This window comes from Streptomyces pristinaespiralis (genome assembly GCF_001278075.1).
Classification (GTDB): domain Bacteria; phylum Actinomycetota; class Actinomycetes; order Streptomycetales; family Streptomycetaceae; genus Streptomyces; species Streptomyces pristinaespiralis.
Window position 1 is genome coordinate 1,868,985 of sequence record NZ_CP011340.1, and the last position, 26,224, is coordinate 1,895,208.

Here is a 26,224-nt window from a genome sequence, read left to right on the forward strand (position 1 = left end):
ACACCGCGCGACCCGCGGTACGGGTCCGGGCGAGCCCGCTCCGGGAACGACGGGATGGGGCCGGGTGGGGAACACCCGCACGGCCCCGCCCGCCTACCCTCGCCGCGCCAGCACCCTCGCGAACGCGCCCCCCTCCGCCACCAGCTGCGCCCACGTCCCCGTCTGCACGACCCTGCCCGACTCCAGTACCGCCACCCGGTCCGCGCGGCGGATCGTCGACGGGCGGTGGGCCACCACCACGGTCGTGCGCAGGTGCGCGCCGTCCGTCAGCGCCGCCGACACCGCCGCGTCGCCCTCCGTGTCGAGGTTGGCCGTCGTCTCGTCCAGGACCAGCACGCGCGGGCGTGTCATCAGGGCCCGGGCCAGGGCGATACGAGCACGCTGCCCGCCGGACAGGGTCGTGCCGCGTTCGCCGACGCGCGTCCCGTACCCGTCGGGCAGTTCCGCCGCGATCCGGTCGACCCCGGCCACCCGTGCCGCCTCCGCGAAGGCCGCCGCGTCCGCGTCCGGTGCGGCGAGGCGCAGGTTCTCCGCCAGCGTCCCGTGGAACAGCGGCGCGTCCTGGCCTACGACGGACACGGCGCCGCGCAGGTCGGGTTCGGCCAGGTCGCGCAGGTCGACGGGCGGCCCCGACTCAGGGACGAGTTCCACCGTCCCGGACGCCGGGTCCCAGAACCGGGCCAGGAGATGCGCGCACGTCGACTTGCCGGCGCCGGAGACGCCGACGAGGGCCAGCGTCTCCCCGGGGCCGACGGTCAGGTCGAGGCCGTCGAGCACGGCCCGGTCGCCGTAGTCGAAGCGCACGCCCCGCAGCCGTACGCCGAGCGGTCCCTCCGGCAGCGGCCGGGGCGCCGCGGGCGCGGGTGCGCCCGCCGGGGCCCGTACGGCCGCGCCCACCCGTGAGGCCGCCGCCCGTAGTCCGCCCGCCTGGCCGAGCGCGGCGGCCGAGTCGGCGACCGGCGCGAGCACGCCGAGCGCCAGCGCCATCGCCGCGGGCGCCCAGGCCCCGGCGACGGTGTGCGCGGCCGCCAGGACGACCCCGACGACGGCCGCGACGACGAGCAGGTCGCGCACGGCGGCGGCGTCCGCTTCCCAGGCCTGCTCCGAGCGCTGGGCCGCGCCGAGGGCGCGGCCGTGTGCCCGGAGCCGTTCGCGGCGGGCGTCGAGCGCGCCGAAGGCCAGCAGTTCCCGGAGTCCGTCGACGCTCTCCACGGCCTCTGCCGACAACTCGGCCGCCGCGGCCCGGGTCCGGGCGCCGCGCACCGCGCGGCCGCGGGACTCCAGCACCGGGGCGAGGGCGAGCAGCGCCGCGACGGGCAGCACGGGGAGCAGGAGCCACGGTTCGAGCAGCGCGAGCGCCACCGACCCCCCGCCGAACACCACGCCGGAGGCGAGGAGTTGGGCCACGGCGTGGGCGTAGAAGAACTCCAGGGCCTCCACGTCGCCCAGCGCCGCGGAGGCCAGGTCGCCGCTGCGTCGTCCCTTGATGCGCGCGGGTGCGCTGCGGGCGAGGCCGTCGAAGACCCGGACGCGCAGTTCCGCCAGGACACGGTAGGCGAGGTCGTGGGAGAGATCCATCTCGCGCCAGGTGGCGAGGGCACGCACGGCGACGAGCACGAGGAGGGCGGCGATCGTCACGGGACCGGGAGCCTGCCGTTCGACGACGGCCGTCCCGACGGTGTGCGCGGTGAGCGTGACGAGTGCGACGAGGGCCGCCTGGTCGACGAGGGCCGCGACGAAGGTGCGGACGGTCATCGTCCGATGGGCGTCGAGCACCGGCAACAGGGCGCGCAGCGCCCCTCGTTCGGTCCCGGGGTCGGCCTCCTGCGCGGGCGTCCGCCCGGTCTCCTGCGCGGTCTTCATGCGGCCCTTCCTTCTGTGGTGCGTCCGGCCGCGACGAGGCGCGCGTAGACGCCGTCCCCCGCGAGCAGGGCCGCGTGGTCACCGACGGCGTCGACACGTCCGCCGTCGAGGACGACGATGCGGTCGGCGTCCCGTACGGAGTCGAGGCGGTGGGCGACGACGAGGCAGGTGCGGCCGCGGGCGGCCGACAGCAGCTCGCCGACGATGCGGGCCTCGCGGCGCTCGTCCACGGCGCTGGTCGCCTCGTCGAGCACCAGGACCGGCGCGTCGGCGAGCAACGCCCGTGCCAGAGCCAGGCGTTGACGCTGACCGCCGGACAGGGTGGCACCGCGTTCGCCGACCTGTGTCCCGTAGCCGTCCGGCAGCCGGACGATCTCGTCGTGGATGCCGGCCGCCCGGGCGGCGTCGTGCAGGGCGGCGTCACTCGCTCCGGGGGCGCCGAGGCGCACGTTGTCCGCGACCGTGGCGTGGAAGAGGTACGTCTCCTGGGAGACGACCGCGATGCCGCGGCGCAGCGAGTCGAGCGTGTACGCGCCGGTGTCGAGGCCGTCGACGAGGACCCGGCCGCGGTCCGGGTCCGCGCGGCGGAGCAACAGGCCGAGGAGCGTCGACTTGCCGGCGCCGGAGGGTCCGACGACCGCCGTGACACGGCCGGCGGGGGCGGTGAAGGTCACCCCCTCGAGAGCCGGGCGTCCGCCACCGGGATGTGTGAAGTGCACGTCCTCGAAGCGGACTTCGGGGGCGGTGGACCACGCGGCGACGGTCCGTCCCGCGTCGGGCACACCGCCCTCCGCGGTACGCAGACCGGCGATCCCGTCGGCGGCCGACACCCCGAGGTACCCGGAGTGCCATTCCCTGGAGAGGTCCCGCACGGGACGGAAGCATTCGGCCGCGAGCATCAGCACCAGATACGTGCCGGTGGAGGGCGCGTTCCCCGACACGGCGGCACCGCACGCGACGAGCGCGGCGGCGACCGTGCCGCCCTGCACGGCGAGGTCGGTGAGTCCGGTGTCGACGAGCGAGACGCGGAGTTTGGCGACCGTGGCGCGGTGCAGTTCCCGTGAACGCTCCTCCAGCCGTGCCCTGGTGCGTCCGACCGCGCCGGCCGCGCGCAGGGCGGGCATGCCCTGCAGCGCCTCCAGGTAGTCGGCGGACAGGGCCTCGTACGCGCCCCAGTGCTGTTGCCCGCGGCGCTCGAGCAGCTTGTCCCACCAGCGGGGGGCGAACAGCGCGAGCACGAGGGCCGGGGCCAGCACGAGGACGGCCCACGGTTCCACCACCGCCACGGCGACCAGGAGCACCGGCGGCACGGCACAGGTGATCAGCAGCTGGGGCAGGTATCGGGAGACGTACGCGTCGACTCCCTCCACGCCGTCGACGAGGGTGGCCCGTACGGCTCCGGCACGCGCGTCGGCCTGTTGAGGGGGCCCGTTCCGGCCGAGGCGTACGAGCAGTTCGTCGCGCAGCCGGGTGCGTACGGCCGCTCCGGCGTCGACCGCGACGCGCCGCTGCGCGCGGCCGAGGACGGCGCGGGCGAGGACGGCGGCGAGCACCGCGGCGAGCAGCGGCAGGAGGCCGCCGGTGTCCCCGCGGGCGATCCGGGCGAGGGCCACGGCGAGCAGGACGGCCTGCGCGAGATGGGTGACCGCGACGGCCGCGAGGAGCGCGGTGGCCGTGAGCAGGGGGCGGCGCGCGGTTCGTGCGGCGCGCAGCAGCTCCGGGTGGAGCATCATGACGGTTCGTCTCCTTGGATCGTCCGGCCGGTCGCGGGGCGGGGCGCCGAGCGGGTCGCAGTCCCTGCCTCACGGCCGGTCGCAGGACCGGTCGCAGGACCGGTCGCAGGACCGGTCGCAGGGCGGGGCGCAGCGGGTGTCTCACGGCCGGTCGCGGGGCGGGGCGCAGGACCGGGCGCAGCGGGTGTCTCACGGCCGGTCGCAGTGCCTGCCGAACGTCCGGTTCCAGCGTCTGCGGCAGCGCCTGCATGAGGGACCGTCGCAGCGCCTACCCCACGACCGGTCGCGGTGGTTGTCGTACTGCCGGCGGCCGGGCCATTCGTACGGCCCGTCGCCGGGCCCGTCCTACGGCCGGTCGTCGGTCGCGGCGTTCGGTCGACGGCCGGCGTGCGGCCGAGAGCCAGGCCGTGGATCACCCAGTCCTGTCCGGCCGGTCCGCCGAGCGCGGCGCCGAGGTCCGCGCCCTGCCAGGAGCCGACCGGCCGTGACGGCACGCCGGCGGCGGTGGCCGCGGCCTGAGCGTGGCCGATGCCGTATCCGGCGGCGAGGTGGTCGTGCCGGATCTGGGCGGCGGAGGCTCCGGCCGGGCAGCCGTACGCGAGGAGCACGGCCCCCGCCTGCGCGATCCAGCCCTGCCGGGCGGCCCAGTGGGCGAGTGTGGGCAGCACATCGCCGGAGGCGGGACGGTGCAGGGTGGCGGTCCCGTCGCCCGGGACGGGACCTTCGTACGCGGCCGACGCGCCGAAGCCTCCCCCGCCCGCGGCCGACCCGCCGGGCGGGCGGCTCGTCAGCAGGCCCGGTCGCGGCCCGCCCACCGCCAGGCTCCAGCGCGGCCCCGCCGGTGACGCGGTCTCCGCGGCGGCGAGGATCCGTGCCAGCACGGCGTTCGACGGCATTCCGTGGAAGCCGGGGGCCGCGCTGCGCCGCGACAACAGCACGGAGTCGTCCGGTCGCCGACCGGCGACCGGGTGCCAAGTGCCGTACCCGCCGCCGGAGTCGGCGAGCTCGCCGAGGACGCGCAGGGCGGTGCGCAGACATTCCGGCGCTTCCTCCGCCCCCGCCCCCGGCGACGGCGACTGCGGGGAGCTGTTCCGGCTCTCGGCCCAGCGCCCGAGCGCGCCGTGATCCCCGGGAAGCAACTGCACGGCGGCGAGGGCGACCGGCACACCTCCGGCCGCCGCTGACAGCAGCCCGCCGTCAGCGTCCAGGCAGACGGCGTGCGCACCCGACAGGGCGAGCGCGGCCGCCGCGTGGCCCGCGTCGAGCAGCACCAGGGGCCAGCCCCGGTGGCCGTAGTGCGACACGGTGCGGCGCGCGGTGACGCCCAGGACGGCGAAGGCGCCCGCCGGTGCCGGTTCGGGTGCCGGACCGTGCCGGTGCAGTCGGTGGCGCGCCGGATGGTAGGCGTAGACGCCCGGCGGGAGCCCGCAGCCGGACCCGAGCAGCAGATACGTGTCCACCGGGTGCAGCGCGCCGGCCGAGGGCGCCGGCCGCAGTCTTCCGCCCGCGAGCGAGAGCCGCAGGATGCGGTCCAGGCAGGCGGGGACGGGCAGCGCCTCCCCGCGCGGGGGCACGTTCGCCGGCCCCGCGGGGAAGCCCGGGCCGGGGGCCACCGAGGAACGGGCCAGGGCCAGCGCTTCGGTCACCAGGGGCGAATCCGACACCGTCACCGCCTCACATGTGCGGGGGCGGCGTGAGCGTGAAGTCACCGGGCCCGGTGGGTGCGTGTGCGCGCCAGCCGCGTCCGAGTGCGGCCTCCGCGAACCGGGGGCAGCCGAAGTAGCCGAACGCGGCGGGTGCGTTGGGCACGAGCCCGGACACGAGGACGCGGGCCACCCGCAGCGGCGTCTCCGCGACGTCCTCCGTGGTGAGGTCCAGGGTGACGATCCGGTGCCCGCCGGCGGCGAGCCGCTCCTCCAGAGCGGCCCGGCTGCCGTGCGCGACCTCGCTGACGGGTACGACGCCCAGGGCGGGCCGGGTGAACCGCTCGGCCAGCGGCGCCGTCCGGGGGTCCAGCCACACCTGGACGTGCGCGCCGAGGTCGCGGACGGCACGGAAGTCGGGGCCGCAGTCGTCGAGATAGCGGCGGTCGGCCCGGTGGTCGAGGTAGAGGCCGCGGGCCAGCATCCCGGCGTCGATCGCCCGGAAGACCCAGCCGTCCGCGTCGGTCGCGCCCTGGGTGAACACCCAGGTGTGCACGGCCTCCAGGACGGCCTTGCGGGCGGCGTCCGCCGGGTCGTAGCGGCAGGCGAACCCGGCTGCGTGGATGCCGCGGGCGGGGTCGTGGACGAGGGCGGCCATGCACGGCGCGAACTCGGACGGCATCTCGACGACGGACACCTCGAGGCCGCAGCCGTCCAGGTCGCGGGTGAGGCCGGGGACCGAGGCGGGATCGATGCCGCGGGTGGGGCCGTCGAGGTGCCACCACAGTTCGAGGGCGTCGCGCTCGACGACCTCGAGGAGGCCCCGTTCCACGGCGTCGTCGAAGCCCTGACCGGTGGCGATGCCCGCGTAGTTGAGGTGGTGGGTGCGGGGCAGGCTGCGCAACTCCCCCTGCCGCCAGTTGAGATGGGTCAGCGCGACGGGTGCCCAGCACTCCTCGCCGTCCTCCTGCGCGCGGGCCCACAGCGCGGGGGTGTCAAGGGTGAGGCGGCCGTACTCGAACCGGGGGCGTTCGTACTGCCAGTCGGCGTACACGGGCAGGTCCCCGGGGCCGTAGAGGGTGCGGCCCTCCGCGAGGAGTTCCGCGGCCGTGGCCCGGCGGGGCGCGTCGGGGTGTCCGGCAGGGGGCAGCCGGTTGCCGCAGTAGCGCTCGACGGCCTCCGCGACCGCGGCGATCCGCGCGCCTTCGGGATCGCCGAAGGTGGTGCCGAGCGACACCCGGTCGGCCGGCCACGCCCCGAAGCGGCGTGCGTCGCCGACGTCCGCGGTCATGGCGGTGTAGCGGGGCGGCGCACCGGCCGGGTGCGGTACGGGCTCCACGGCGCGTATCAGCCCGCAGACGGGGTCCACGAGCGCGTCGAGGGTCAGGGGGCTGGTCAACTGCATGTCTCCTGTACGGGGTCGATGGGCCGGCAGCCGTGGACGACGGGCAGCAGGAGGCTGCTGCCGGCCGGCCGCAGGGTCCTGCGCGAGGCGGTGAGACGGGTGGCGTGGACGGGGTCCTCGCAGGTGTGCGGGTTGCGGGCGTGGGCGGGGAAGTGGTGTCCGGCCACCTCCACGCGCAGCCGGGTCCCGGCGGGCAGCCGGCGGGCGACGAGGCCGAGCGGCACCCGGAAGCGGGTCTCCTCGCCGGCCGGGTCCGTCCTGCGGACGATGCCGGTGGCGAGCGGCAGGGCCCGGCCGTCCGGGTCGAGGGCGACGACGCGTACGGCCCAGTCGGCGGTGGGGGTGTCGGCCACCGCGCACAGTTCCGCCTCGGCGCCGCCGCACAGGTCGAGCGGCCGGGGCAGCGGCGGGCCGACGAGCAGCGCGCGGTCGGGGACGTCACGGCGTTCGACGCTCAAGTCGTCGGAGCGGACGGGCTGTTCGGGGTCGGCGACGAAGATGTCGCCCTGGAGGAGCCGCAGCCCGGTCCGCGTGCCGAACGGCCAGGCGATCCGTTCGCCGGTGCCGGCCGGTGCCGGGTACCAGTGGTCGCTGCCGCCGAGGGCGACGGCGCCCCGGCGTTCGCGGCCCAGGGCACCGTCGAGGGCGGCGCGCGCCCACCGCACGTACAGGTCGCCGAGCCGTGTCCGGTGTCCTGGGCGGGCTTCCGGGGCGGGCTCCGAGGTCAGGCCGTGGCCCCAGGGGCCGACGAGCAGCCGCGCGGGGCCGGTCCAGTCCAGCCAGAGCCGCAGTGTGTCGTCGGCGAACGGGTCGCGGGTGCCGCCCACGGCGAGGAGCGGGATCGGCCCGCGGGGCGTGGGCGTGGGCCGGTGGGACGCGGCCCAGAGCCCGGGCCATGAGGGAAGCGGGCGGCCGAGCCGCTCCGGGAGACGGACGAGGGGCAGATGCTCCAGGAGCCGGGGGTCGCGCGCGAGGACGTCGTCGAGGGCCGCCCCGTCGGAGTCGGGGCGGTCGCCGTGCGCCGCCCACCAGCCCGCGCGGGCCGACAGCCGCTCGACGCCGCCGGTCCCCCGGGCCGTCCGGGCCGTCTCCGCGAGGCCGAGAGCGGGCACGGCGGCGATCACGGCGTCCGGCCTGCTCCGGGGGTCGCCGTCGCCGACGGCCGCGAGTGCGCAGTGGGCGGCGTACGAGGCGCCGGCGGCGACGACCCGTCCGTCGGACCAGGACCGGCCGCGGACCCAGCGGAACGTGGCGGCGCTGTCGGCCTCCTCGTACCGGTAGGGCTGCCAGTCCCCGTCGGACGCGTACCGCCCGCGGACGTCCTGCACCACGACGGCGAAGCCCCTGGCGGCCCAGCCACACGCCTCGTCGCGGTGGCCGCGCATGCCGTACGGGGTGCGCAGGACGACTGCCGGGAAGGGCCCGTCGCCTTCGGGCAGTTGCACGGTGGTGGCGAGGCTCGCCCCCTCGACGGCCACCCACCCGGACACGGGCCCCGGCAACGCGGACGCCGGCCCCGGCACGGCCCCGACGCGCGCCGGGCCGGACGCGGGCCCCGGGAGCGCGGACGCGGGTCCCGCCGGGCCGGAGACGGGCTCCGGCACGGCCCCGGATCCCGCCACCGCGCACGCGGACCCCGGCAGCTCGGACGCGGACTTCAGCACGGCCCCGGCGCGTGCCGGGCCGGAGACGGGCTCCGGCACGGCTCCGGATCCCGCCACCGCGCACGCGGACCCCGGCAGCTCGGACGCGGGCTCCGACACGGCCCCGGCGCGTGCCGGGCCGGAGACGGGGTCCCGCAGCTCGGACGCGCACTCCGGCACGGCCCCGGGTCCCGCCACCGCGGACGCGGACTCCGGCAGCGTGCACACGGGCTCCGACACGGCCCCGGCGCGTGCCGGGCCGGAGACGGGGTCCGGCGCGGACCCGGCCTCGCGTCCCTTCACGGATCCGGGCGTCATCGCGTCAGCGGTGCGACGGCGGGTACCGGCAGCACGGTGTGCTCGTCGACGGTGAGGTCCCGCAGGTCCACGCGGCGCAGCCGGCGCGCCCCACCCCGGCCCGCCGCCCAGGCGATGAGGTCGGCGGTCAGCAGGCAGGCCGTGAGGGCGGCGGAGGCCGCGGTGTGCGCCGGACCGGTGTCGTCGGTGCGTGATCCGGCCCAGTAGGCGGCGAGTTCGCGGTGGGCGGGGGTCGCGGCGAGCCGCCGGAGCCGTACGTCGGCCGAGGTGACGTCCCCCGGCGCGGCCGCGAGCGGTTCGAGCCACGCCGTGGTGCCCTCGCGGTGGCAGCGCAGCCAGCCGGTGCCGTCGGCGGGCAGCCGGTCCGCCTCGTCCCACAGCCCTTGCGGCACGGGCGAGTCGAGGCACCAGACGACGACGTCGGGTGACTGCTCGCCGGGCAGGTCCGTGAGTCGCTTCGCACGGCGCACTTCGCCGCCCTCCGCCCGTACGAACCGGGTGAGCGGCTCGGTCAGCACGTCGTCACCGAGGACGGCGACGGTTCGTCCGGCGAGCGGCCCGCGGGTGCCGTCGCCCTCGTGGGCGAGATAGCCGGCGCCGTCGAACGCGGCGGCCAGGCGCTCGAGTTCACCGTCCGGCGCGTCGGGCGCGTCGGGCGCCGAGGGTCCGACTCCCACGGAGTCCGGGCCCTGGGCCGGGACTTGGGCGCCGGTGTCCCCCGGACTGCCGTGACCACGGGTCAGGCGTTCGACGACCGCGTCCGGTGCCGCCGTGCCGGTGTCTACGCGGAGGAACTCGCCGTCGGGCGTCCGGACGGCGAGGCCCTGGCCGGGGACGGTGACGAGGGCGACGCCGGGGGCGAGTCGCGCGGTGGCCACGGGTTCTCCTGGGGTTCGAGGTCGGATGCGGGTCGGGCCCGCCCGGAACGGTGTTCCGGGCGGGCCCGAGGGCGGGGTTACTTGTCGCTGTCGGTCTCGACGGCGGCGGTGTCCTCGAAGGGGTTCTCGACGAGGGCGTTGGAGTGGGTGGCGGACAGGTGGGCGAGCTGGCCCTGCTCGGCGATCGGGCTGAAGACCTTGTGCTGCTCCATGAGTTGCTCTCCATTCGTCGGTTACTGGCTGCGCCGCCCGGACTGTGCGGCGGCGACACCCAGGACACTAATGAATATGATTTTCATTTTGCAAGGGGTTCGCCGAGGGGAAGTGGGTGATCCGGGTAACACACCGGCCAGCCGCCCTCCGGATCCCTCCCCACGCGCCCTGCCACGCCCAGGACTTCGGCCAGCAGAGCGGGCGTGACGACCTTGGCGGGCGGGCCGTCGGCGGCCACGGTTCCCGCCCGCAGGGCCACGATCCGCTCGGCGAACCGCGCCGCGTGCCCGAGGTCGTGCAGCACCATCACGACGGTCAGCCCGCGCTCCTCCCGGAGCCGGACGACCGTCTGCATGACCTCGAGCTGGTGGCGCAGGTCCAGGTAGGTCGTGGGTTCGTCGAGGAGCAGCACACGGGTGTCCTGCGCCAGGGCCATCGCGAGCCGCACGCGCTGCCGTTCGCCGCCCGAGAGGGAATCGACGGGCCGGTCCGCCCACTCGCCGACGCCCACGTCGGCCATGGCCCGTGCACAGACGGCGTCGTCGCCGTCCCTCAGCATCCCGAGCGGACCCCGGTCCGCGTAGCGGCCCTGCCGCACCAGTTGACGTACCGTCATGCCCGGTACGGCCGGGGCGGACTGGTGCAGCAGGGCGACCCGGCGCGCCGTGGACCTGCGCGACAGCCGGGCGAGGTCGTCGCCGTCGAGCAGGACCCGGCCGGCCGCGGGCGTGAGCAGTCCGGCGCACAGGCGCAGCAGGGTGCTCTTGCCGCAGCCGTTGAGGCCGACCAGGGCGACGCTCTCGCCGGCCCCGATGTCGAGATCGACGCCGCCGAGCACCTCCCGGCGGCCGTATCCGAAGCGCAGTCCTTCGATGTGCACCGTCCCCTGCCGCTCCGGCTTCCGTGATCCGGCGCCGGCTTCCTGGCGGGTGGCCATGGTCATGGGTGTCCTCCGTGACGGGCGGCCCGGGCCGCCGGGTTCTGACTGCGGCCGCCGCCGGCGCGGTGCCGCTCGTGGGGCCGGGCGAGCGCGGCCGGGTCGGCCGGGGCCGGTCCTCTGCCGCGCGACCGCGGGTGCGGCGGGCTCGGGCGGGGCCGGTCCCGTGCTCGGCGACCCGGGTGCGGCCGCGTCACTCGGGTCCCGTTCCACGCCGGGCGACCGCCAGCAGCAGGGCGGCCCCGACGCATGTCGTCAGCGCGCCCGTCGGGACCGACAGCCGGTCCATGTCCAGCGCCCCGGCCAGCGCGCGGGACAGCCACTGTGCGCCCGCGTCGGCCCCGGTGACGACCGCCGCGCCGAGCAGCGCCGCGCCGGGCAGGGCCCGGCGCAGGTCGGCGCCGAAGACGGCGAACGCCAGGTGGGGGACGAGGAGTCCGACGAAGCCGAGCGCGCCGACGGCGGAGACCGCGCCCGCCGTCAGTGCGACGGCGCAGCCGAGTGCCGCCGCGCGGGCCCGGCCGGTGGCCAGGCCGGCCGCGGCGGCCTGTTCGTCGCCGCAGCGCAGCAGCGTCAGCGGGCCCGCCATGATCCAGGCGGCGATCGCCCAGACCGACGCCCACGGCCACAGCAGGACCCAGTGCTCCCATACGCGGCCCTCGGTGGAGCCCACCAGCCACTGCACGACGCTGCCGAGCTCCCCGGGCGCGACGAGCAGGACCATCGCCGTGAGTCCGGTGAGGACCGCGGAGACGAGCACGCCGTGGACGGCCGTCCGTGCCGGGTCGGACTTCTCCCGGCCGGTCAGCAGCCACAGCAGCCCGGCGCCCGCGAATCCGCCGATGCAGGCGGCGATCACCACGGCGGCGGGTGAACGCCACCCGGCCAGCCCGAGGCCGGTCGCGGTGACGGCGCCGAGCACCGCGCCGGGGGTGACGCCGGTGACCTCCGGGCCGGCGAGCGGGTTACGGAGGGCGGACTGCAGGATCATGCCCGCGAGTCCGAGGCTGGCGCCCGCCGCCAGCGCCACGAGGGCCCTGGGCAGCCTGAGCCGGAGCACGATGTGACGTGCCGCCGGGTCGCCGCCGCCCCCGAACACCTGCCACACGTCCCGGACGTCCAGCGACCGCCCGGCCACCAGGTCGGCGCAGCCCACGGCGAGGACGAGCAGTCCGGCCAGGAGGAGCGGCCACCGCCGGGCGGTGAGGGGTACGAGTGCGCTCATGCCATGGCCGCCCTTCTTTTCATGAGGGCGACCCCGGCCGGCACGCCGAGAAGCGCCGTCCAGGCGCCCACGGGTGTCTCGACGGGTGCCAGCGCGAGCCGGGCGGGCAGGTCCGCGCAGGCGACGACCAGGGCGCCGCACACCGCCGACCAGGGCAGCCAGCGCACCGCGTCGCCCCCGGGGTCGAGCCGCCGCGCCATGTGGGGCGCGAGGAAGCCGACCCAGGCGACGGGTCCGCAGACGGCGACGACCGGCGCGATCAGCAGGACGGCGATGGCGAGGGCGGCGAACCTGGCGCGCCGCACCCGTACGCCGAGCGCCTGCGCGTCGTCGTCGCCGAGCCGCAGCACGGACAGCACCGGCGCGCACAGCACCAGCGCGGGCACGGCGGCCGCGAGCCACGGCCAGAGCCCGGTGACGTCCTGCCAGGTGCGCGCGGACAGACTGCCCAGCAGGTAGCGGTAGATGAGCTGGAGGTCGAGCTGGTCGGCCAGCACCATCAGGACCAGCAGCGCCGCCTGCAGCGCCGCGGCGACCGCGGCCCCGGTGAGCAGCACGGCCGAGGGGCTGCGCCCGAAACCGGCGGCGAGCAGGGTGAGTACGCCCCCGAGCGCGGCTCCGCCGATGGCGAGCAGCGGCTGTACGGCCGCCGGCACGGAGACGGCGAGGACGAGCGGCGCGGCGACGCCGAGCGCCGCGCCGGAGGAGACGCCGAGCATCTCGGGGACGGCGAGCGGATTGCGCAGCGCCTCCTGGAGGACCAGGCCGGCGGCGCCCAGGCAGGCTCCCGCGACGAGCGCCAGGACGAGCCGGGGAACGCGCAGTTCGGTGACGACGAGTCCGGCGAGCCCGTCGCCGCCGAGGGCGGCGGGCAGGTCGAGCAGCGGTACGTACGGCGTGCCCAGGGACAGCGCGCACAGTACCGCCGCCGTCAGCAGTCCGCCGGCGGCGGCGATCCGGCGCTTCACCGCAGCTTGGCCGTGGCCTCGTCGAGGACGATGCTCAGGGACCGGGTGCCGCGCCCCTTGGCCCACACCTCGGGGTCGACCTCGTACACCTTGCCGTTCTTGACGGCGGGGATCTGCGACCAGAGCGGGTTCTTGGCGAGCCGGTCGGACAGTTTGCCCTCGGAGGGGCCGCCGAAGGACAGCGTCTCGACGAAGAGGACGTCGACGTCGCGCGCCAGGATCTCCTCCATGCTGTACGAGCCTTCGATGCCGCGGCTCTTCCACGGGTAGTGGGAGATGCCGGGGAACAGTCCGGCGGCGACGTCGGTGCCGGGGGTGGCGACGCCGAAGTTCTCGTCGCTCCCGAAGATGATCAGCGCGGTGCTGTCGCTCTTCGCGGTCCGGGCGTCCGCGAGCTTCTGCCGGAAGGCGAGTTCGGCCTTCTCCCCCTGCTCCGTACGCCCGGTCAGGGCCGCCAGGTCGCGCAGATATCCGACGCTGTCCTCCCACTTGCGGGGCTGCACGGGCCAGAAGACGGTGGCGCCCTTCAGCGCGGGGGCGAGTTTGCCGTGGGTGTCCTCGAGTCCGATGACGAGATCCGGCTCGTGGGACAGGATCGCTTCCGCCTCCGGGCTGATGAATCCGCCGGGTACGACGGGGACACCGCCGGCCTTCTCCTTGCCGAGGAACTCCTCCCGGGCGAGCAGCTGCGAGTTGGTGGCCACGGGCTGCATGCCCAGTTCGGCGAGCATGTCGTCGCAGAGGGCCACGAGGCAGACGACCCGCTCGGGCGGGGCGGCCGTGGTGACGGTGACGCCGGCGGCATCGGTGATCTTCCGTGCCGGGGTGATGGGTTCGGCCCGTACGTCGACCGCCGGGCCGGTGCCGTCCGGCTTGTCACCGGCCTCGTCGGCGGGTGCTCCGCAGCCGGCCAGCAGGGTTCCGAGGACAGCGGCGGCTGCCCATCGACGGACGGTCCTGATCGCTCTGCGCGGCATCGCATCTCTTTCGTTTCGGCTGGGCCGGGTGGGTGACCCGGCATCATTTCTACATGATAATCATTATCAACAGAACTCCCGACCGCGGCCCTCTGCGACCGCCGACCCCCGGAGACCGCCGTGCCCGTGAGCCCTGCCCCCGCCTCTCCGCGCCTGCTCGTCGCCGACCAAGTGGCGGGCGCGGTGCACGTGCTGAGCCTCCCGGACGGCCGGGAGACCGGCCGCGTCGAAGGGCGCCACCTCGCCGAGCACGCCGGCTTCCTCGCCCTGCCCGGCGGCCGTACCGCGTTCGTCGACGACCTCGCCGGCGAGCTGGTCGTCCTCGACCCGTACGGCCCTGACGCGGGCAGGCCGCTGACGGCGGCGACCGTGCCGGTCGCCGTACCGGCCGAGCACCTGGCCGCCGACCCGACCGGGCGGCTGCTCGCCGTCACCACCGGGCTCGGCCGCAACTGGGAGCCCTGGAGCGACCTGTTGACAGCGGTGGACCTCGGCGCACCGGGCGGACCGCGTTCGGTGCGGGTCCGCACCCGCACGGGCGAGCCCGGCGTCACCGTGCTCGGGGGCACCGCACAGCAGGACGCGCTCGTCGTCCTGCGCCACCGCGAGCCGGGCTCGCTCACCGCCTACCGCCACGCCGACCTGATGAGCGCCGCGCCGGCCTGCCCGCCCGCCGTACCCGCGGCCGAGCTGCCGCTCGCCGACTACGACGGGCACGGCGACGCCCACGACCCCTCCTCCGGACGGCTGTTCGCGGCCACCGGCTCCGGGGTCCGGCGCGCCCGGCGCGATGGCGGCGGCCTGGTGGCGGAGGAGCCGCTGCCGTGGGCCGGCGAGGGGCGCGGCTACTACCTGCGCCTCGATCCGGCGCGCCGGACGCTCTGGTCGTGCGTACGGGGCGGACCCACCGATCCGGGCCGCTGGCCGGAGTGGACCAACGACGCCTGGTGGCACTCGCTGGAGCGCGGCAGCACCGGCCGTCTTCCGCTCGGCCCCGGGCTGGTCTTCCGCCTCGCCGTCGCCGCGCGCCGCACCGCGTTCGCCCGGGTGCACCCCGACGGCGACGAACTCGTCCTCGTCGCGACGGACACGGACTCCCCCGCCGTCGTCGCCCGGCTGCCGCTGCCCGCGATGGACGGCGCGCCCCGGCCCGGTGGAACACCGTGGGACGGGGTGCAGCGCCGGGCGGTCGCCGCGTCACCCGGTTCACCGCTCGTCGCCGTCACCCGTGGGGGTCATGGAGAGATTCACTTGATTGACGCCGAAGCGGCCCCTGGCGCATCCCCCCTGGTGACGACCCTGAAGGTGCCCACACCGCTCAACGACGGGGGCCATCTCGCTCTGATCACCCCCGGCGACGGCGCCCATGGTGACCCGGTCGGCCGCTGAAAGATTGTGAATTGATTCACCTGAACCCTTGGCCAGGCATACGGATCCGTGCTGAGATGCCGTCTGACTCAACAGCTCGATGGCGTGCTCGGGGAGGGCAAGTGGCGCATACCGCCATGTCTGGTTCCGGAACCACAGCAGGTGACGATCCACTCCAGACCGCGGTATGGCGGCTGCGTTCGCGCGGCTGTTGGACCGATGCGGCGGCGCTGCTCGCGCCCCGCACCGCGGACCCCGCCGCTGCGCTGGAGCGGGCCGGACTCCTCGTCGAGCGCTGCCTGTTCACGTGCGAGGGCTGGGCGGAGGCGGAGGACGCGCTGCGCACTGCGGAGGCCGTCGCCCGTGACGACGAGGAACGCGGTGGCGCCGCGAGCGAGCGGGGCCGGCTGGCCTACGCGGCGACCCGGCTCGGCGTACGGGACCGGGCCGACGAGGCCCGCTCCGCCCTCGGCAGGGCGACCGCGCTGCTCTCCCCCGCCTCACCGCGACGCCCGCTGCTCGACTTCAGGCGCGGCCTGGTCTCCGAGCACATCGCGGACGCGCCGCAGGCGGCCCTCGCCGCCTACCAGCGGGCACACGCGGGCGCCACGGCGCAGGGCGACCCGTTGCTGCTGTCGTTCACCTGGCAGCAGCAGGCCGGACTCGCCCTGCGGGACGGCGAGTTGGCGCAGGCCCGGCACGGCTTCTCCGAGTGCCTGCGCATCCGGGAGGACCTCGGCTATCTGATCGGCACCGCGCCCGCGCTCGCCGGGCTCGCGGACTGCGAGCCCGAGCCGGAGGCGGGCCGCCTGCGTTCCGAGGCGCGCAGGCTCTTCCGCCTGCTGGGCGGCGTACCCGTGTGGCTGGGCGCCCAGTTGTCCCCCGTGGTGCCACCGCAGCCGTCCGTGGCCGAGCCCGAGCCCGCCGGCCAGTGAGGACCCGCCGCAGGGAAGGCGACGTCCCCGAGCCGCGCAGCCGGTGGGACGAGATCACGACCGGTCTGTGGGTCGGCGGTCACGTCTGGGCGGACACCGACGGCCGGCACCAGGACGTCGTGGTCGCCGACGAGTTCGACGTCGTGATCAGCCTCTACACCCGCGAGGGCCACGGCCCCGCGGAGGGGGTGGAGCACCATGTCGTCCCCGTCCCCGACGACTGGCTGACCGCCGACGAGATCGACCGGGTGCGCCGGGTGGCGCTGACCGCCGCCGACGCCGTACGGGCGGGACGCCGGGTGCTGGTGCGCTGCTACTCCGGCTACAACCGTGCCGGGCTGGTGGCCGCCCAGACGCTCATCGAACTGGGGCACGACGCGGAGGGGGCCATCGACCGGGTCAGGCTGCGGCGTTCGCCGTGGGCCCTGCACAACGCGGCGTTCGAGCAGTACCTGCTGACGGGACTGGACATCGCCTCGCTGCTGTCCGGACTGGAACCACCGCCGGCGAGCTGATCACGTCAGCCAGGCGAGGAACCGCCCCGGATTCAAGGCGAGCAGCACGAGGACGACCACGACGCCCGCCCAGACGAACCCGCGCGCCCTGCTGCGCCGCTTCACAGGACGCGGCCGGCCGGGCCACTCCCGCCACCCGTCCGGCCTGGCCTCCACGGGCTTCCCCCGGCGTGCCCAGCGCCGGAGCCGCCCCTGCTGCCGGGCGGCCTCCTCGTCGGCGCGCCGCAGCCGTTCGGTGACCATCCGCGCCCTGGCGGACGGTTCCTTGGGCGCGGCCAGCCGCGCGGGCCCCTCGCTCTCGAGCTGGAACCTCGCCCACTCCTCGTCGGAAATGGACGACTCCGGTACCTCCGGAGATTCCGCGGTCATGTCGGCCCCCACCCTGTCGGACAACTCGAACGGACACCCTAATGCAGCCCCGACCGGGCCCTGTTGGGCAGGTTTCCCCGTCGACGGGCTCAGCGGGGCCGGAGGCGGATCAGGGTCTCTTCCGTGCCGACCCACAGGGCGCCGTCGGGTGTGACGGCGACGGCCCGGACCGCCGGACCCGGACGGAAACCGAGCACGTCGCGCCTGCCCGGGCGGTGCAGTTCCACGAGGCCGTCCGCCCAGGCGGCCGCGAGGGCCGGTCCCTGGGGTGTCGGCCCCATGTGCAGGGCGACGACCGGCGACGACCGCTGCGACACGGTCGAACCGTGCCCGCCGTCCGCGGGCGACCAAACGCGGACCGCACCGTCCGTGCCCCCGGTCCGCACGGTGAGGGAGGGTGAGGCGGTCGCCGCCAGGGCGGTGACACGGCCGGAGTGCAGGGCCGCCTGGTGGAGGCCGTCCGAGCCGAAGGCGTGCACCGAGCCCATGCGGTCGCCGACCAGCACGACGTCCGCCGCGGCGGCGAGGGCGGTGCCCGGATGGCGGGCGAGGGTGGCGGCGACGGCCTTCGTCAACGCGGTCCCGGTGCCGCCGTGCCGGTGCAGCCGGCCGCGTTCGTCCAGGAGCAGGACCGTGTCCTCCCCCGACGCGGCCGCGGCCCTGACGCGGGTGGCCGTCGACTGCTCCCGCCCACCGTCGGGAAGGACGCGCACCCCGCCGCCCGGATCGGCCACCACCGGCGCACCGCCCGGCAGGACGGTCAGGGCGGCGATCGGGCAGGCGCCTGCCCACTCCATGTGCCAGGGCGCGGCCGCGGCGGACCGGGCCAGTGCCTGCCGTATTCGTGGGTCGGCGTCCGGGGGCAGGGCGGTCCGGAGGACCAGGGCCCGCCGGGCCGGGTCCTGGTCGCGGATCAGCGACTGTCCGGCCCGCAGCCAGGCACTGCGCAGGCCGCCGTGTTCGTCGTCGGCCGCCTCGTAGGCGGCGGTCACCCGTACGGGGTCGGCCGCGCAGACCGCCTCCGCGTCGGCCACGTCCACGGGCCCGTCGTCGCCGGGCTTGCTGACGGGGGCGTCCTCGTCAGGAGCCTCCACGACCACCCGTACGTGCCCGAACTCGCGCAGCACGTCGGCCAGTTCCGCCACTTCGTCCGGATCGTGGCCCGCGCCGCCGAGCCGCACCGTGCGGGGCGGTCCCGCCAGCAGCGCGGACAGCAGTTCGGCGGGGGTGCCCGCCACGACTCCCAGCTGGTTCGCCACCGCCCACACCGTGCCGCGCACGTCGTCGTCCCCTCGGGTCCCCGGGCGGGCTCAGACGTCGGAGCCCGCGAAGTGCTCGCGCACCAGCGCCTGGACCACCGTCAGGTCCTGGGCCGCAAGCGCGTCCAGCAGCGCCGTGTGTTCTGCCGCGTCCGCGACCAGGTCCGCGCGGCGGGTGGTGGGCGCGCCGCTGAGGGGCCACTGGGAGCGCCGGTGAAGGTCGTCCGCCACCGTGAGCAGCTGCTCGTTGCCCGCGAGGGCGAGGACCGCCCGGTGGAAGGCGCGGTCCGTCTCCGCGTAGCTCGCCCGGTCACCCGTCGCCGCCGCGGCGGCCGTCGCCTCCGCCAGCGGGCGCAGCGCGTTCCAGCGGTCGGCCGGGACCGTGCGGGCCAGCCGCAGCAGGACCGGGACCTCGATCAGCGCGCGGACCTCCGCCAGCTCGGCCAGTTCGCGTGCGGTGCGCCGGGCGACGCGGAAGCCCCGGTTCGGCACGACCTCGACGGCGCCCTCCATGACCAGTTGCTGCATCGCCTCGCGCACCGGGGTCGCCGACACGCCGTAGCGCTCGCCGAGGACCGGTGCCGAGTAGACCTCGCCGGGGACGAGGTCGCCGTCGACCAGGGCCGTACGCAGCGCGTCGAGGATCTGCCCGCGCACCGAGTGCCGCTGCACGGGACGGAGGGCCGGGGGCTCACTGTGGGTGTGCTCGCCGCGGACCTGTTCCCGAGCGGCCCCGGGACCGCCCTGCGCGGGCACGTGGACGGAGGCGTACGGCTGAGGAACGGCGAGGTCACGCGCTCTGGCCTGCTCCACTCGGGTCCTCCTCCGGCAGTCCGCCCGGCCCGGCTCGCGGATGAGGGGCCCTGAGTGCACGATAGGCGGCCGGGGCCCCAGTTCAAACATCGAGATCATCGGGTAAGGTAAGGCTTACCTGCTAACGATCGCGATTCGGTGGTCCCCAGCATGACCGTTCCTGCACTGATGCCCGGCCTCACCTCACCCGTGACGGACGCCTATGAGCGCCTCGCCGAGGTCTTCCCCGGGCTGCGCGTGAAGGAGCTGACGGACGAGGGACCGACACCGGACGGCGCCGGCTGGGTCCGTGCGGCCGACCTGGCGGCCGGCGGCGCTCCGCTCGACGCCTTCCTCGCCTGGGACAACGCCCAGGTGCTCCGGGACTACGGACAGCAGGCCCGTCCCGACGTCGTCGCCAGCTTCGGTCTGCACCGCTACGCCTGGCCCGCCTGTCTGCTGATCACCGTCCCCTGGTTCCTGGTGCGCAGGGTGCCGCGGGTCCCGGTCGAGGGCGTCTCCTTCCAGCGTGCGCTGGGTCACATGACGGTCCGTGTCCGCGAGTTCGCCTGCCTGCCCGACGACCCCGCCGCGCAGCTGCCCGGCGCCCGCGTCGTACCGGACGAGGAGGCACTGCGCGGCGAGGTCCGCGCGGCCGTCGCCGAGCACATCGGACCGGTCCTCGACGGATTCGGGGCCAGGATGCGGCGCGGCAAGCGGGCCCTGTGGGGAATGGCGACCGACGAGATCGTCGAGGGCCTCTGGTACGTCGCCCACCTCCTCGGCGAGGAGCAGCGCGCGGTGGCGGAGCTCGAGCAGCTGCTGCCGGGCACGACCAAGCCGTACGTGGGCACCGCCGGCTTCCGGGAGCTGACCGGTCCGAACGGCGAACGGCTGCCGACCCGCGACCGGGCCAGCTGCTGCCTGTTCTACACGCTGCGGCCGGAGGACACCTGTGTCACCTGCCCGCGCACCTGCGACGCCGACCGGGTCGCCCGCCTTCAACAGACCGCGTGATTCCACGCCACCATTTCGAGTGGCATGAATTCGAACGCAACTCCCGCCGCTCAAGCGTCAGTTCGAGTAGATCGCACCTATTCGCGTACGGGACGGCCCCGTTGGCGTTCTCTTGCTCGGAAAGCGCCTGGGTGTCCCCCGCGTTCGGCAGTATGGCGGCCGAAACGCCCTACCGCGATGCAAGGGACACCGCACATGAGACTGACCGACATATCGCTGGACTGGCTGCTTCCGGGCGCCGTGATGATCCTGGGAGTCCTGGCGGCGGTGGCGGTGCTCGCGCGCGGCAAGCGCGCCGGTGACAAGGCCGCGGCCGATGACTCGTGGGAGCGCAGCGAGGAGCGCCGCAGGCGCAAGGAGGCCGTCTACGGAACCGCCTCGTACGTACTCCTCTTCTGCTGCGCCGCCGTCGCGGCGGCGCTCTCCTTCCACGGCCTGGTGGGCTTCGGCCGGCAGAACCTGAATCTGACCGGCGGCTGGGAGTACCTGGTGCCCTTCGGCCTCGACGGGGCGGCCATGTTCTGCTCCGTCCTCGCCGTGCGGGAGGCCAGCCACGGTGACGCCGCCCTCGGCTCGCGACTCCTGGTGTGGACGTTCGCGGGCGCGGCCGCCTGGTTCAACTGGGTGCACGCGCCCAGGGGTCTCGACCACGCGGGCGCGCCGCAGTTCTTCGCCGGCATGTCGCTGTCCGCCGCGGTGCTGTTCGACCGGGCGCTGAAGCAGACGCGCCGTGCGGCGCTGCGCGAGCAGGGGCTGGTGCCCCGGCCGCTGCCGCAGATCCGGATCGTACGGTGGCTGCGGGCACCCAGGGAGACCTTCGCGGCCTGGTCGCTGATGCTCCTCGAGGGCGTGCGGACCCTGGACGAGGCCGTGGACGAGGTGCGCGAGGACCGGCGACAGAAGCAGCAGAACCGGATGCGCCGCCGCGACCGGGAGAAGCTGGAGCGCGCCCAGATCAGGGCGCTCAACCGGCAGCACCGCAGCTGGGGGCTGAGCCGGGCGGACCGCGGGACGCAACTTCCCGCACTCGGACCGGCCACGGGCGGAGCCCAGCAGCCGGGGAGCTCGTCCTCGTCCGTCGTGGAGCCTGTCATAGCGGAGCCCGGACAACTGCCCGTGCGGACCCGGCCGTCGCTCCAGGCCCTGAAGCCGGCCGGTCCCGAACCCGTCACGGTCGACCTCACGGCCGAGGACGACACCCAGGCCCTGCCGCGTCTCGACTCCCTGGAGCGCAAACTCAAGGATCTGGAGCAGCAGTTCGGCTGACGGGGCGCCGGGCACCGGGAGCGGTCCACGGGTCACCCGGCCCCGGCCCGGGCCCCCTGGCCGGTCCCCCGGCCGGACGGGCTTCCGGAAGGGGGCCCGCGGTCGGCCCTTCGGCCCCGAGGGCCGCCGGTCAGCGGCCCCTGCTTCAGGGGACGCCGGTCAGGCCGCTCCCGCGTGCAGCTCGAACCAGATCACTTTGCCCACCCCTTGGGCCGTACGCACGCCCCACGCGTCGGCCAGGCGCTCCACCAGGACCAGCCCCCTGCCGCCCGTACCGAGGTCGGCGTTCGGTAGGTCCGGCACGGGCAGTCCTGCCATGAAGTCCTGGACCTCCACGTGGAGTCGTGAGTCCTCGACGGTGGCCGTCACCACCGCTCCGTGGTCGGTGTGGATCAGGGCGTTGGTCACCAGCTCGCTGGCGAGCAGCTCGGCCACGTCGGCCGCGTCCGCCGCACCGGCGTCATCCGTCCGCTCCGGCCACTTGCCGAGCAGGTCGCGTAATGCGTGCCGCACTTCGGGCACGGCCGTGAGATCGCCGTTGCCGAGTCTGCGGTGCAGCCGGCCCCGGACTCCCGCGCCCCCGTGACGTCCAGTCATCTTCCCCCACCCACGTCGGAACGAGCTATGGCTTCGTAGTCACCGGATGCATGCCCCGCCCGAGGGACACCACTCATGCCTATTTCGACAGTTCCCCGGTCCGACGCTGATGTGTGGGAGCCGCGCGTCGGCAAAAGGGCACTCGCCGCGACCGTTCACCGGCCCCGTGAGCGGCACGGACGCCGCTCCGACAGGCCGCCCGCCCGCCGCCGGTACGCCGATGGCCGGATACGGGCGCTCCACCGGTTCTCGTCCCGGCGACCGGCGGCGCTGGACGGGCGCTTGTCCCGGGCCGACCGCCGCCGGTCGCCCCCGCACGGTCAGGGCCTCGGCACGTTCCGCAGGTTCGAACGGGCCATCTGCACCATCCTGCCCACGCCGCCGTCCAGCACGATCTTGCTCGCGGAAAGGGCGAAACCGGTCACCATCTCTGCGCTGATCTTCGGCGGGATGGAGAGCGCGTTGGGGTCGGTGACGACGTCGACCAGCGCCGGGCCCTTGTGCTTGAAGGCGTCCTTGAGCGCGCCGGCGAGCTGCTTGGGCTTCTCCACCCGGACACCGTAGGCGCCGGCCGCGCGGGCGACCGCCGCGAAGTCAGGGTTGCGGTAGGCCGTGCCGAAGGACGGCAACCCGGCGACCAGCATCTCCAACTCCACCATCGACAGCGACGAGTTGTTGAACAGCACGATCTTCACCGGCAGGTCGTACTGGACCAGGGTCAGGAAGTCGCCCATCAGCATGGTGAACCCGCCGTCGCCCGACATGGAGACGACCTGCCGGTCACGGTCGACGAACTGGGCGCCGATGGCCTGCGGCAGGGCGTTCGCCATCGAGCCGTGGCTGAACGAACCGATGATGCGGCGGCGGCCGTTGGGAGAGATGTAACGGGCAGCCCACACGTTGCACATGCCGGTGTCGACGGTGAACACGGCGTCGTCGTCGGCCAGTTCGTCGAGGACGGCGGCGACGTACTCGGGATGGACGGGGACGTGCTTCTCCACCTTGCGGGTGTAGGCCCTGACCACACCCTCCAGGGCGTCGGCGTGCTTCTTCAGCATCTTGTCCAGGAACCGGCGGTCCGCCTTCGCCCGCACCTTCGGGGTGATGCATCGCAGTGTCTCGCGCACGTCGCCCCACACGGCGAGGTCCAGCTTGGAGCGCCGGCCGAGATGCTCCGGCCTGACGTCGACCTGCGCGATCTTGACGTCGTCCGGAAGGAAGGCGTTGTACGGGAAGTCCGTGCCGAGCAGGAGGAGCAGATCGCACTCGTGGGTGGCCTCGTAGGCGGCGCCGTAGCCGAGCAGCCCGCTCATGCCCACGTCGTAGGGGTTGTCGTACTGGATCCACTCCTTGCCGCGGAGCGCATGACCGACGGGCGACTTGATGCGCTCCGCGAACTGCATGACCTCGGCGTGCGCGCCGGCCGTGCCGCTGCCGCAGAAGAGCGTGACCCGGTCCGCCTCGTCGATCATCCGGACCAGCTTGTCGATCTCCGCGTCACCGGGGCGGGCGGTGGGGCGGGTCGTGACCAGGGCGTGCTCGATCGACTTCTCCGGCGCCGGGCGGTCCGCGATGTCGCCCGGCAACGACACCACGCTCACCCCTCCACGGCCGACGGCGTGCTGGATCGCCGTCTGGAGCAGCCGGGGCATCTGCTGAGGGCTCGAGATCAGCTCGCTGTAGTGGCTGCACTCGCGGAACAGCTGGTCGGGGTGGGTCTCCTGGAAGTATCCGAGGCCGATCTCGCTGGAGGGGATGTGCGAGGCGAGGGCGAGGACGGGCGCCATGGAGCGGTGCGCGTCGTACAGGCCGTTGATGAGGTGCAGGTTGCCGGGCCCGCAGGAGCCGGCGCAGGCGGCCAGCTTTCCGGTGATCTGGGCCTCCGCGCCGGCGGCGAACGCCGCGGCCTCCTCGTGTCTGACCTGCACCCAGTCGATGCCCGGCGTGCGGCGGACGGCGTCGACGACGGGGTTGAGGCTGTCGCCGACGACGCCGTAGAGCCGCTGGACTCCGGCGCGGACGAGGATGTCGACGAACTGCTCCGCCACGTTCTTCCTGGCCATGGGGTGCGCGCCCTTTCTCCGTGGAGGTCCTGGACGTCCGCGGGGACGTCCGCTCGGGCCCCTCCCGTGTGTCGGGGCCCGTCGCTCCATCAACCCATGGCCGGGCCGGTCCCGCCCGTGCGGTTACGCCTGCGCGGTCACGCCTCCCATACCGCCACCGCCGTCCGGTCGTCCGCGTAGCCCTTCACCCTGAGCTGGGTATCGGCGAGGAACTGCGCCATCCCGGGCGCCTTCGGACCGCGCCAGCGCTCGGCGAGCTCCTTCGCGAGCGCCGCCTCGCCTCGCACCGGGGCCGCGAGGCCCTGGCTGCAGAGCAACAGCGTGTCACCCGGACGGGCCACGGACGCACGGAAGCGGAACGGCTCCGCGGCCGGGGGCGGCGGGGTCTCGATGTACGGCGACGGGCCCGTCGGGATGCCGAGGTCCATGGTGAGCCGGTCACCCTCGGGCGTGGCCTCCGGCACGGCGGACCCGAACCCGACGACGGGCGCCCCGGTGACGTCGGCCCGGTCGGGGACGGAGGGCTCGAGATCCTGCCAGGCACCGTCACGCAGCCGGAACAGTCCCCCGCCGCCGACGCCGAAGAAGACGCGGGTGCGGCAGGCGGGGTCGGCGGAGAGCAGCAGACACCGCAGCCCGGCCGTGTACACCTCCGGCTCCACACCGAGCTCGGCGGCGCGGGCTCGCAACTTGCCCAGGCTGCGGTCGGTGAGCCGGTGCAGTCCGGACTTGAGATCGCCGCGCCGGCCGGCCCTTATGTCCTCCGCCAGCCGTGCGTGGCTACGGCCCACGGCCCGGCCGATCCACCGGCAGGCGTCGGCGGCGGCCAGGTGCGCGGTGTCCGAACCGCGGATCCCGCCGGCCACGGCGACGAGCACCAGCGCGGCGGGCCCGGTGCCGAACCGGGCGGTGAGCAGGGCGTCGCGGCGCGGCTCACCGCGGAACCGCGCGGAGTCGCCGCGCACGGACACCGCGCGGAGCGTGTACGTGCCGTACCTGGCGCCGTCGAGCACCGTGTCGGCGACGAGCTGGTCCAGTCCGTCCGCCTCCGCGGCGGGCAGCGCGGTCGGCTCGGCGTCGTAGGTGGGCGGGCCATCGCCGACGACGCCGCCGCGGGGCGCCTGCGCGGGCACGAGCGGCCGCGCCGAGTGGGCCGACGCGCCGGGTGCGTCGTCCCCGGCGGCCACGGGTGGGCGGTCCGCCGGATTCCCGCCCCCGGCGGGCCCGAGGCGCGGCGGCACCCCCGCGCGCGCTCCGCCCTCGCGGGACGGCGGGGTGCCGGCGGCGGCAGGGGCTGGAGCGGGGGCGGGCGGGGTCGTCGGGTCTTCACGTGGATCGGTCCCCGCGGTCGGCTGCGGTCGCACCGGCGCCTCAGCCCCGGAAGGCGCACCGGCGCCGCCCTCTCCCGCCGGTGAGGACGGGCCTCCGTCGGCACGGTCCCCGCCGCCGGAGCCGGATGCCGCCGACGCGCCGTCACGCCGATCACCACTCGCGACCGACGGCGGCCGCCCCGAACCGGCCGACCCGGAAGGCGCACCGGCGCCCCCACCGCCCGCCGGGGACAACGGGCCTCCGTCGGCGGAACCGGCCGCCGCCGACGCACCGTCACGCCGATCACCACTCGCGACCGACGGCGGCCGCCCCGAACCGGCCGACCCGGAAGGCGCACCGGCACCACCACCGCCCGCCGGGGAGAACGGGCCTCCGGCGGCGGAACCGGCCGTCGCCGACGCGCCGTCACGCCGATCACTGCTCACCGCCGACCCCGGCCGCTCCGTGCCGTCCGGCCGGGCCGGCGACGTCGTAGGCGGCTGCGCGGGCGGGGGCGGGGCCGGCGGTGCGGCGGACGGGCCGCGTGGGTCTTCACCGGCCGGCGTGGCACCGGCCCCGGTGTGCGCCGCCTCTCCGCCGTGCCCCGGCGGCGCGGACCGGCCTTCCGCTGTCGCGTCACCCGGCAGCGCCGCGCCGGGTAAGCGCGTCCCCGGGGCGGGTGGTGGGAGAGCCGCACCCGGCGGCTCGTCCCCGACGCCCGGTCCACGCGTCGCGGGGGACGGCGGTGCGGGCACCGGTGGGACGCCCGACGAAGGGCCGTCGTCACGGACGCCCCGCTGCCCCGCGCGCCCCGTGGGCGGTGGCGGTGGGTGTTCCCACCACGCGTGCGGGCGGGTGGTCACCGTGCCCGATGCCGAGTCGAAGCGGTCGTCCAGAGAATCCGACGACGTGCTCGGGCCACCGGTGTC

21 protein-coding genes and 1 pseudogene are annotated in these 26,224 nt (G+C 75.6%); 5 read left to right on the forward strand and 17 right to left on the reverse strand.

Annotated features, from left to right (window positions below; genetic code table 11):
• Nucleotides 1-93: 93 nt before the first annotated feature.
• From SPRI_RS07815 to SPRI_RS07860, 11 genes and pseudogenes are all read right to left on the reverse strand, one after another.
• Nucleotides 94-1,863 (reverse strand): ABC transporter ATP-binding protein, encoded by a 1,770-nt coding sequence (locus tag SPRI_RS07815; protein ID WP_053556802.1) that lies wholly within the window; start codon nucleotides 1,861-1,863, stop codon nucleotides 94-96.
• Nucleotides 1,860-3,596: an ABC transporter ATP-binding protein/permease gene (locus tag SPRI_RS07820; RefSeq protein ID WP_053556803.1), complete on the reverse strand. Its 1,737-nt coding sequence runs from the start codon at nucleotides 3,594-3,596 to the stop codon at nucleotides 1,860-1,862. The genes SPRI_RS07815 and SPRI_RS07820 overlap by 4 nt, the downstream gene beginning before the upstream one ends.
• Nucleotides 3,593-5,260, reverse strand: coding sequence for a nitroreductase family protein (locus SPRI_RS07825; protein WP_159039472.1), 1,668 nt, complete (start codon nucleotides 5,258-5,260; stop codon nucleotides 3,593-3,595). Before SPRI_RS07825 ends, SPRI_RS07820 begins: the two co-directional genes overlap by 4 nt.
• Before the next feature lie 10 nt (nucleotides 5,261-5,270).
• Nucleotides 5,271-6,638 (reverse strand): YcaO-like family protein, encoded by a 1,368-nt coding sequence (locus tag SPRI_RS07830; protein ID WP_182327856.1) that lies wholly within the window; start codon nucleotides 6,636-6,638, stop codon nucleotides 5,271-5,273.
• On the reverse strand, nucleotides 6,635-8,146 hold the full coding sequence (locus tag SPRI_RS07835; protein WP_374987878.1) for a CocE/NonD family hydrolase: 1,512 nt from the start codon (nucleotides 8,144-8,146) through the stop codon (nucleotides 6,635-6,637). The genes SPRI_RS07830 and SPRI_RS07835 overlap by 4 nt, the downstream gene beginning before the upstream one ends.
• 455 nt (nucleotides 8,147-8,601) lie before the next feature.
• A complete protein-coding gene (locus tag SPRI_RS07840; RefSeq protein WP_053556806.1) occupies nucleotides 8,602-9,483 on the reverse strand; it encodes a hypothetical protein in 882 nt (293 codons plus the stop codon).
• Between the two features lie 77 nt (nucleotides 9,484-9,560).
• Nucleotides 9,561-9,695, reverse strand: a complete 135-nt coding sequence (amiA, locus tag SPRI_RS39725) for a streptamidine family RiPP (RefSeq protein ID WP_259372237.1) — start codon at nucleotides 9,693-9,695, stop codon at nucleotides 9,561-9,563.
• A 67-nt stretch (nucleotides 9,696-9,762) separates the two neighbouring features.
• Nucleotides 9,763-10,633: pseudogene (locus SPRI_RS07845) on the reverse strand (ABC transporter ATP-binding protein).
• Nucleotides 10,634-10,826: 193 nt separating this feature from the next.
• Nucleotides 10,827-11,858, reverse strand: a complete 1,032-nt coding sequence (locus SPRI_RS07850; protein ID WP_053556807.1) for a FecCD family ABC transporter permease — start codon at nucleotides 11,856-11,858, stop codon at nucleotides 10,827-10,829.
• Entirely contained in the window at nucleotides 11,855-12,826 is a 972-nt protein-coding gene (locus SPRI_RS07855; RefSeq protein WP_053556808.1) for a FecCD family ABC transporter permease, read from the reverse strand. The genes SPRI_RS07850 and SPRI_RS07855 overlap by 4 nt, the downstream gene beginning before the upstream one ends.
• Nucleotides 12,823-13,803, reverse strand: a complete 981-nt coding sequence (locus tag SPRI_RS07860) for an ABC transporter substrate-binding protein (protein ID WP_005310172.1) — start codon at nucleotides 13,801-13,803, stop codon at nucleotides 12,823-12,825. Before SPRI_RS07860 ends, SPRI_RS07855 begins: the two co-directional genes overlap by 4 nt.
• A gap of 120 nt (nucleotides 13,804-13,923) precedes the next feature.
• On the opposite strand from SPRI_RS07860, the gene SPRI_RS07865 reads away from it, so the two are divergent.
• From SPRI_RS07865 to SPRI_RS07875, 3 genes are all read left to right on the forward strand, one after another.
• Nucleotides 13,924-15,192, forward strand: a complete 1,269-nt coding sequence (locus tag SPRI_RS07865; protein ID WP_053556809.1) for a hypothetical protein — start codon at nucleotides 13,924-13,926, stop codon at nucleotides 15,190-15,192.
• Between the two features lie 116 nt (nucleotides 15,193-15,308).
• Complete coding sequence (locus tag SPRI_RS07870; protein WP_182327854.1) at nucleotides 15,309-16,106, forward strand: hypothetical protein; 798 nt, start codon at nucleotides 15,309-15,311, stop codon at nucleotides 16,104-16,106.
• Nucleotides 16,103-16,621 (forward strand): protein-tyrosine phosphatase family protein, encoded by a 519-nt coding sequence (locus SPRI_RS07875; protein WP_005310178.1) that lies wholly within the window; start codon nucleotides 16,103-16,105, stop codon nucleotides 16,619-16,621. Before SPRI_RS07870 ends, SPRI_RS07875 begins: the two co-directional genes overlap by 4 nt.
• On the opposite strand, the gene SPRI_RS07880 is transcribed toward SPRI_RS07875, so the two are convergent.
• From SPRI_RS07880 to SPRI_RS07890, 3 genes are all read right to left on the reverse strand, one after another.
• Nucleotides 16,622-16,990: a hypothetical protein gene (locus SPRI_RS07880; protein ID WP_037776115.1), complete on the reverse strand. Its 369-nt coding sequence runs from the start codon at nucleotides 16,988-16,990 to the stop codon at nucleotides 16,622-16,624.
• Nucleotides 16,991-17,079: 89 nt separating this feature from the next.
• On the reverse strand, nucleotides 17,080-18,270 hold the full coding sequence (locus SPRI_RS07885) for a WD40 repeat domain-containing protein (protein WP_053556811.1): 1,191 nt from the start codon (nucleotides 18,268-18,270) through the stop codon (nucleotides 17,080-17,082).
• Nucleotides 18,271-18,300: 30 nt separating this feature from the next.
• A complete protein-coding gene (locus SPRI_RS07890; RefSeq protein ID WP_037773422.1) occupies nucleotides 18,301-19,062 on the reverse strand; it encodes a GntR family transcriptional regulator in 762 nt (253 codons plus the stop codon).
• Between the two features lie 150 nt (nucleotides 19,063-19,212).
• Here SPRI_RS07890 and SPRI_RS07895 point away from each other — a divergent pair, with 150 nt between their 5' ends.
• On the forward strand, nucleotides 19,213-20,058 hold the full coding sequence (locus tag SPRI_RS07895; RefSeq protein WP_037773424.1) for a (2Fe-2S)-binding protein: 846 nt from the start codon (nucleotides 19,213-19,215) through the stop codon (nucleotides 20,056-20,058).
• 195 nt (nucleotides 20,059-20,253) lie between these two features.
• A complete protein-coding gene (locus tag SPRI_RS07900) occupies nucleotides 20,254-21,324 on the forward strand; it encodes a DUF2637 domain-containing protein (RefSeq protein WP_037776117.1) in 1,071 nt (356 codons plus the stop codon).
• 159 nt (nucleotides 21,325-21,483) lie between these two features.
• Here the strand turns inward: SPRI_RS07900 and SPRI_RS07905 are convergent, their stop codons facing one another.
• The 3 genes from SPRI_RS07905 to SPRI_RS36955 all read right to left on the reverse strand — a co-directional run bounded on the left by SPRI_RS07905 (nucleotide 21,484) and on the right by SPRI_RS36955 (nucleotide 25,741).
• Entirely contained in the window at nucleotides 21,484-21,921 is a 438-nt protein-coding gene (locus tag SPRI_RS07905; protein ID WP_005310189.1) for an ATP-binding protein, read from the reverse strand.
• Nucleotides 21,922-22,241: 320 nt separating this feature from the next.
• Nucleotides 22,242-23,984 (reverse strand): pyruvate dehydrogenase, encoded by a 1,743-nt coding sequence (locus SPRI_RS07910; RefSeq protein ID WP_005310191.1) that lies wholly within the window; start codon nucleotides 23,982-23,984, stop codon nucleotides 22,242-22,244.
• 137 nt (nucleotides 23,985-24,121) lie between these two features.
• Nucleotides 24,122-25,741: a protein phosphatase 2C domain-containing protein gene (locus SPRI_RS36955; RefSeq protein ID WP_409350944.1), complete on the reverse strand. Its 1,620-nt coding sequence runs from the start codon at nucleotides 25,739-25,741 to the stop codon at nucleotides 24,122-24,124.
• Nucleotides 25,742-26,224 lie beyond the last annotated feature (483 nt).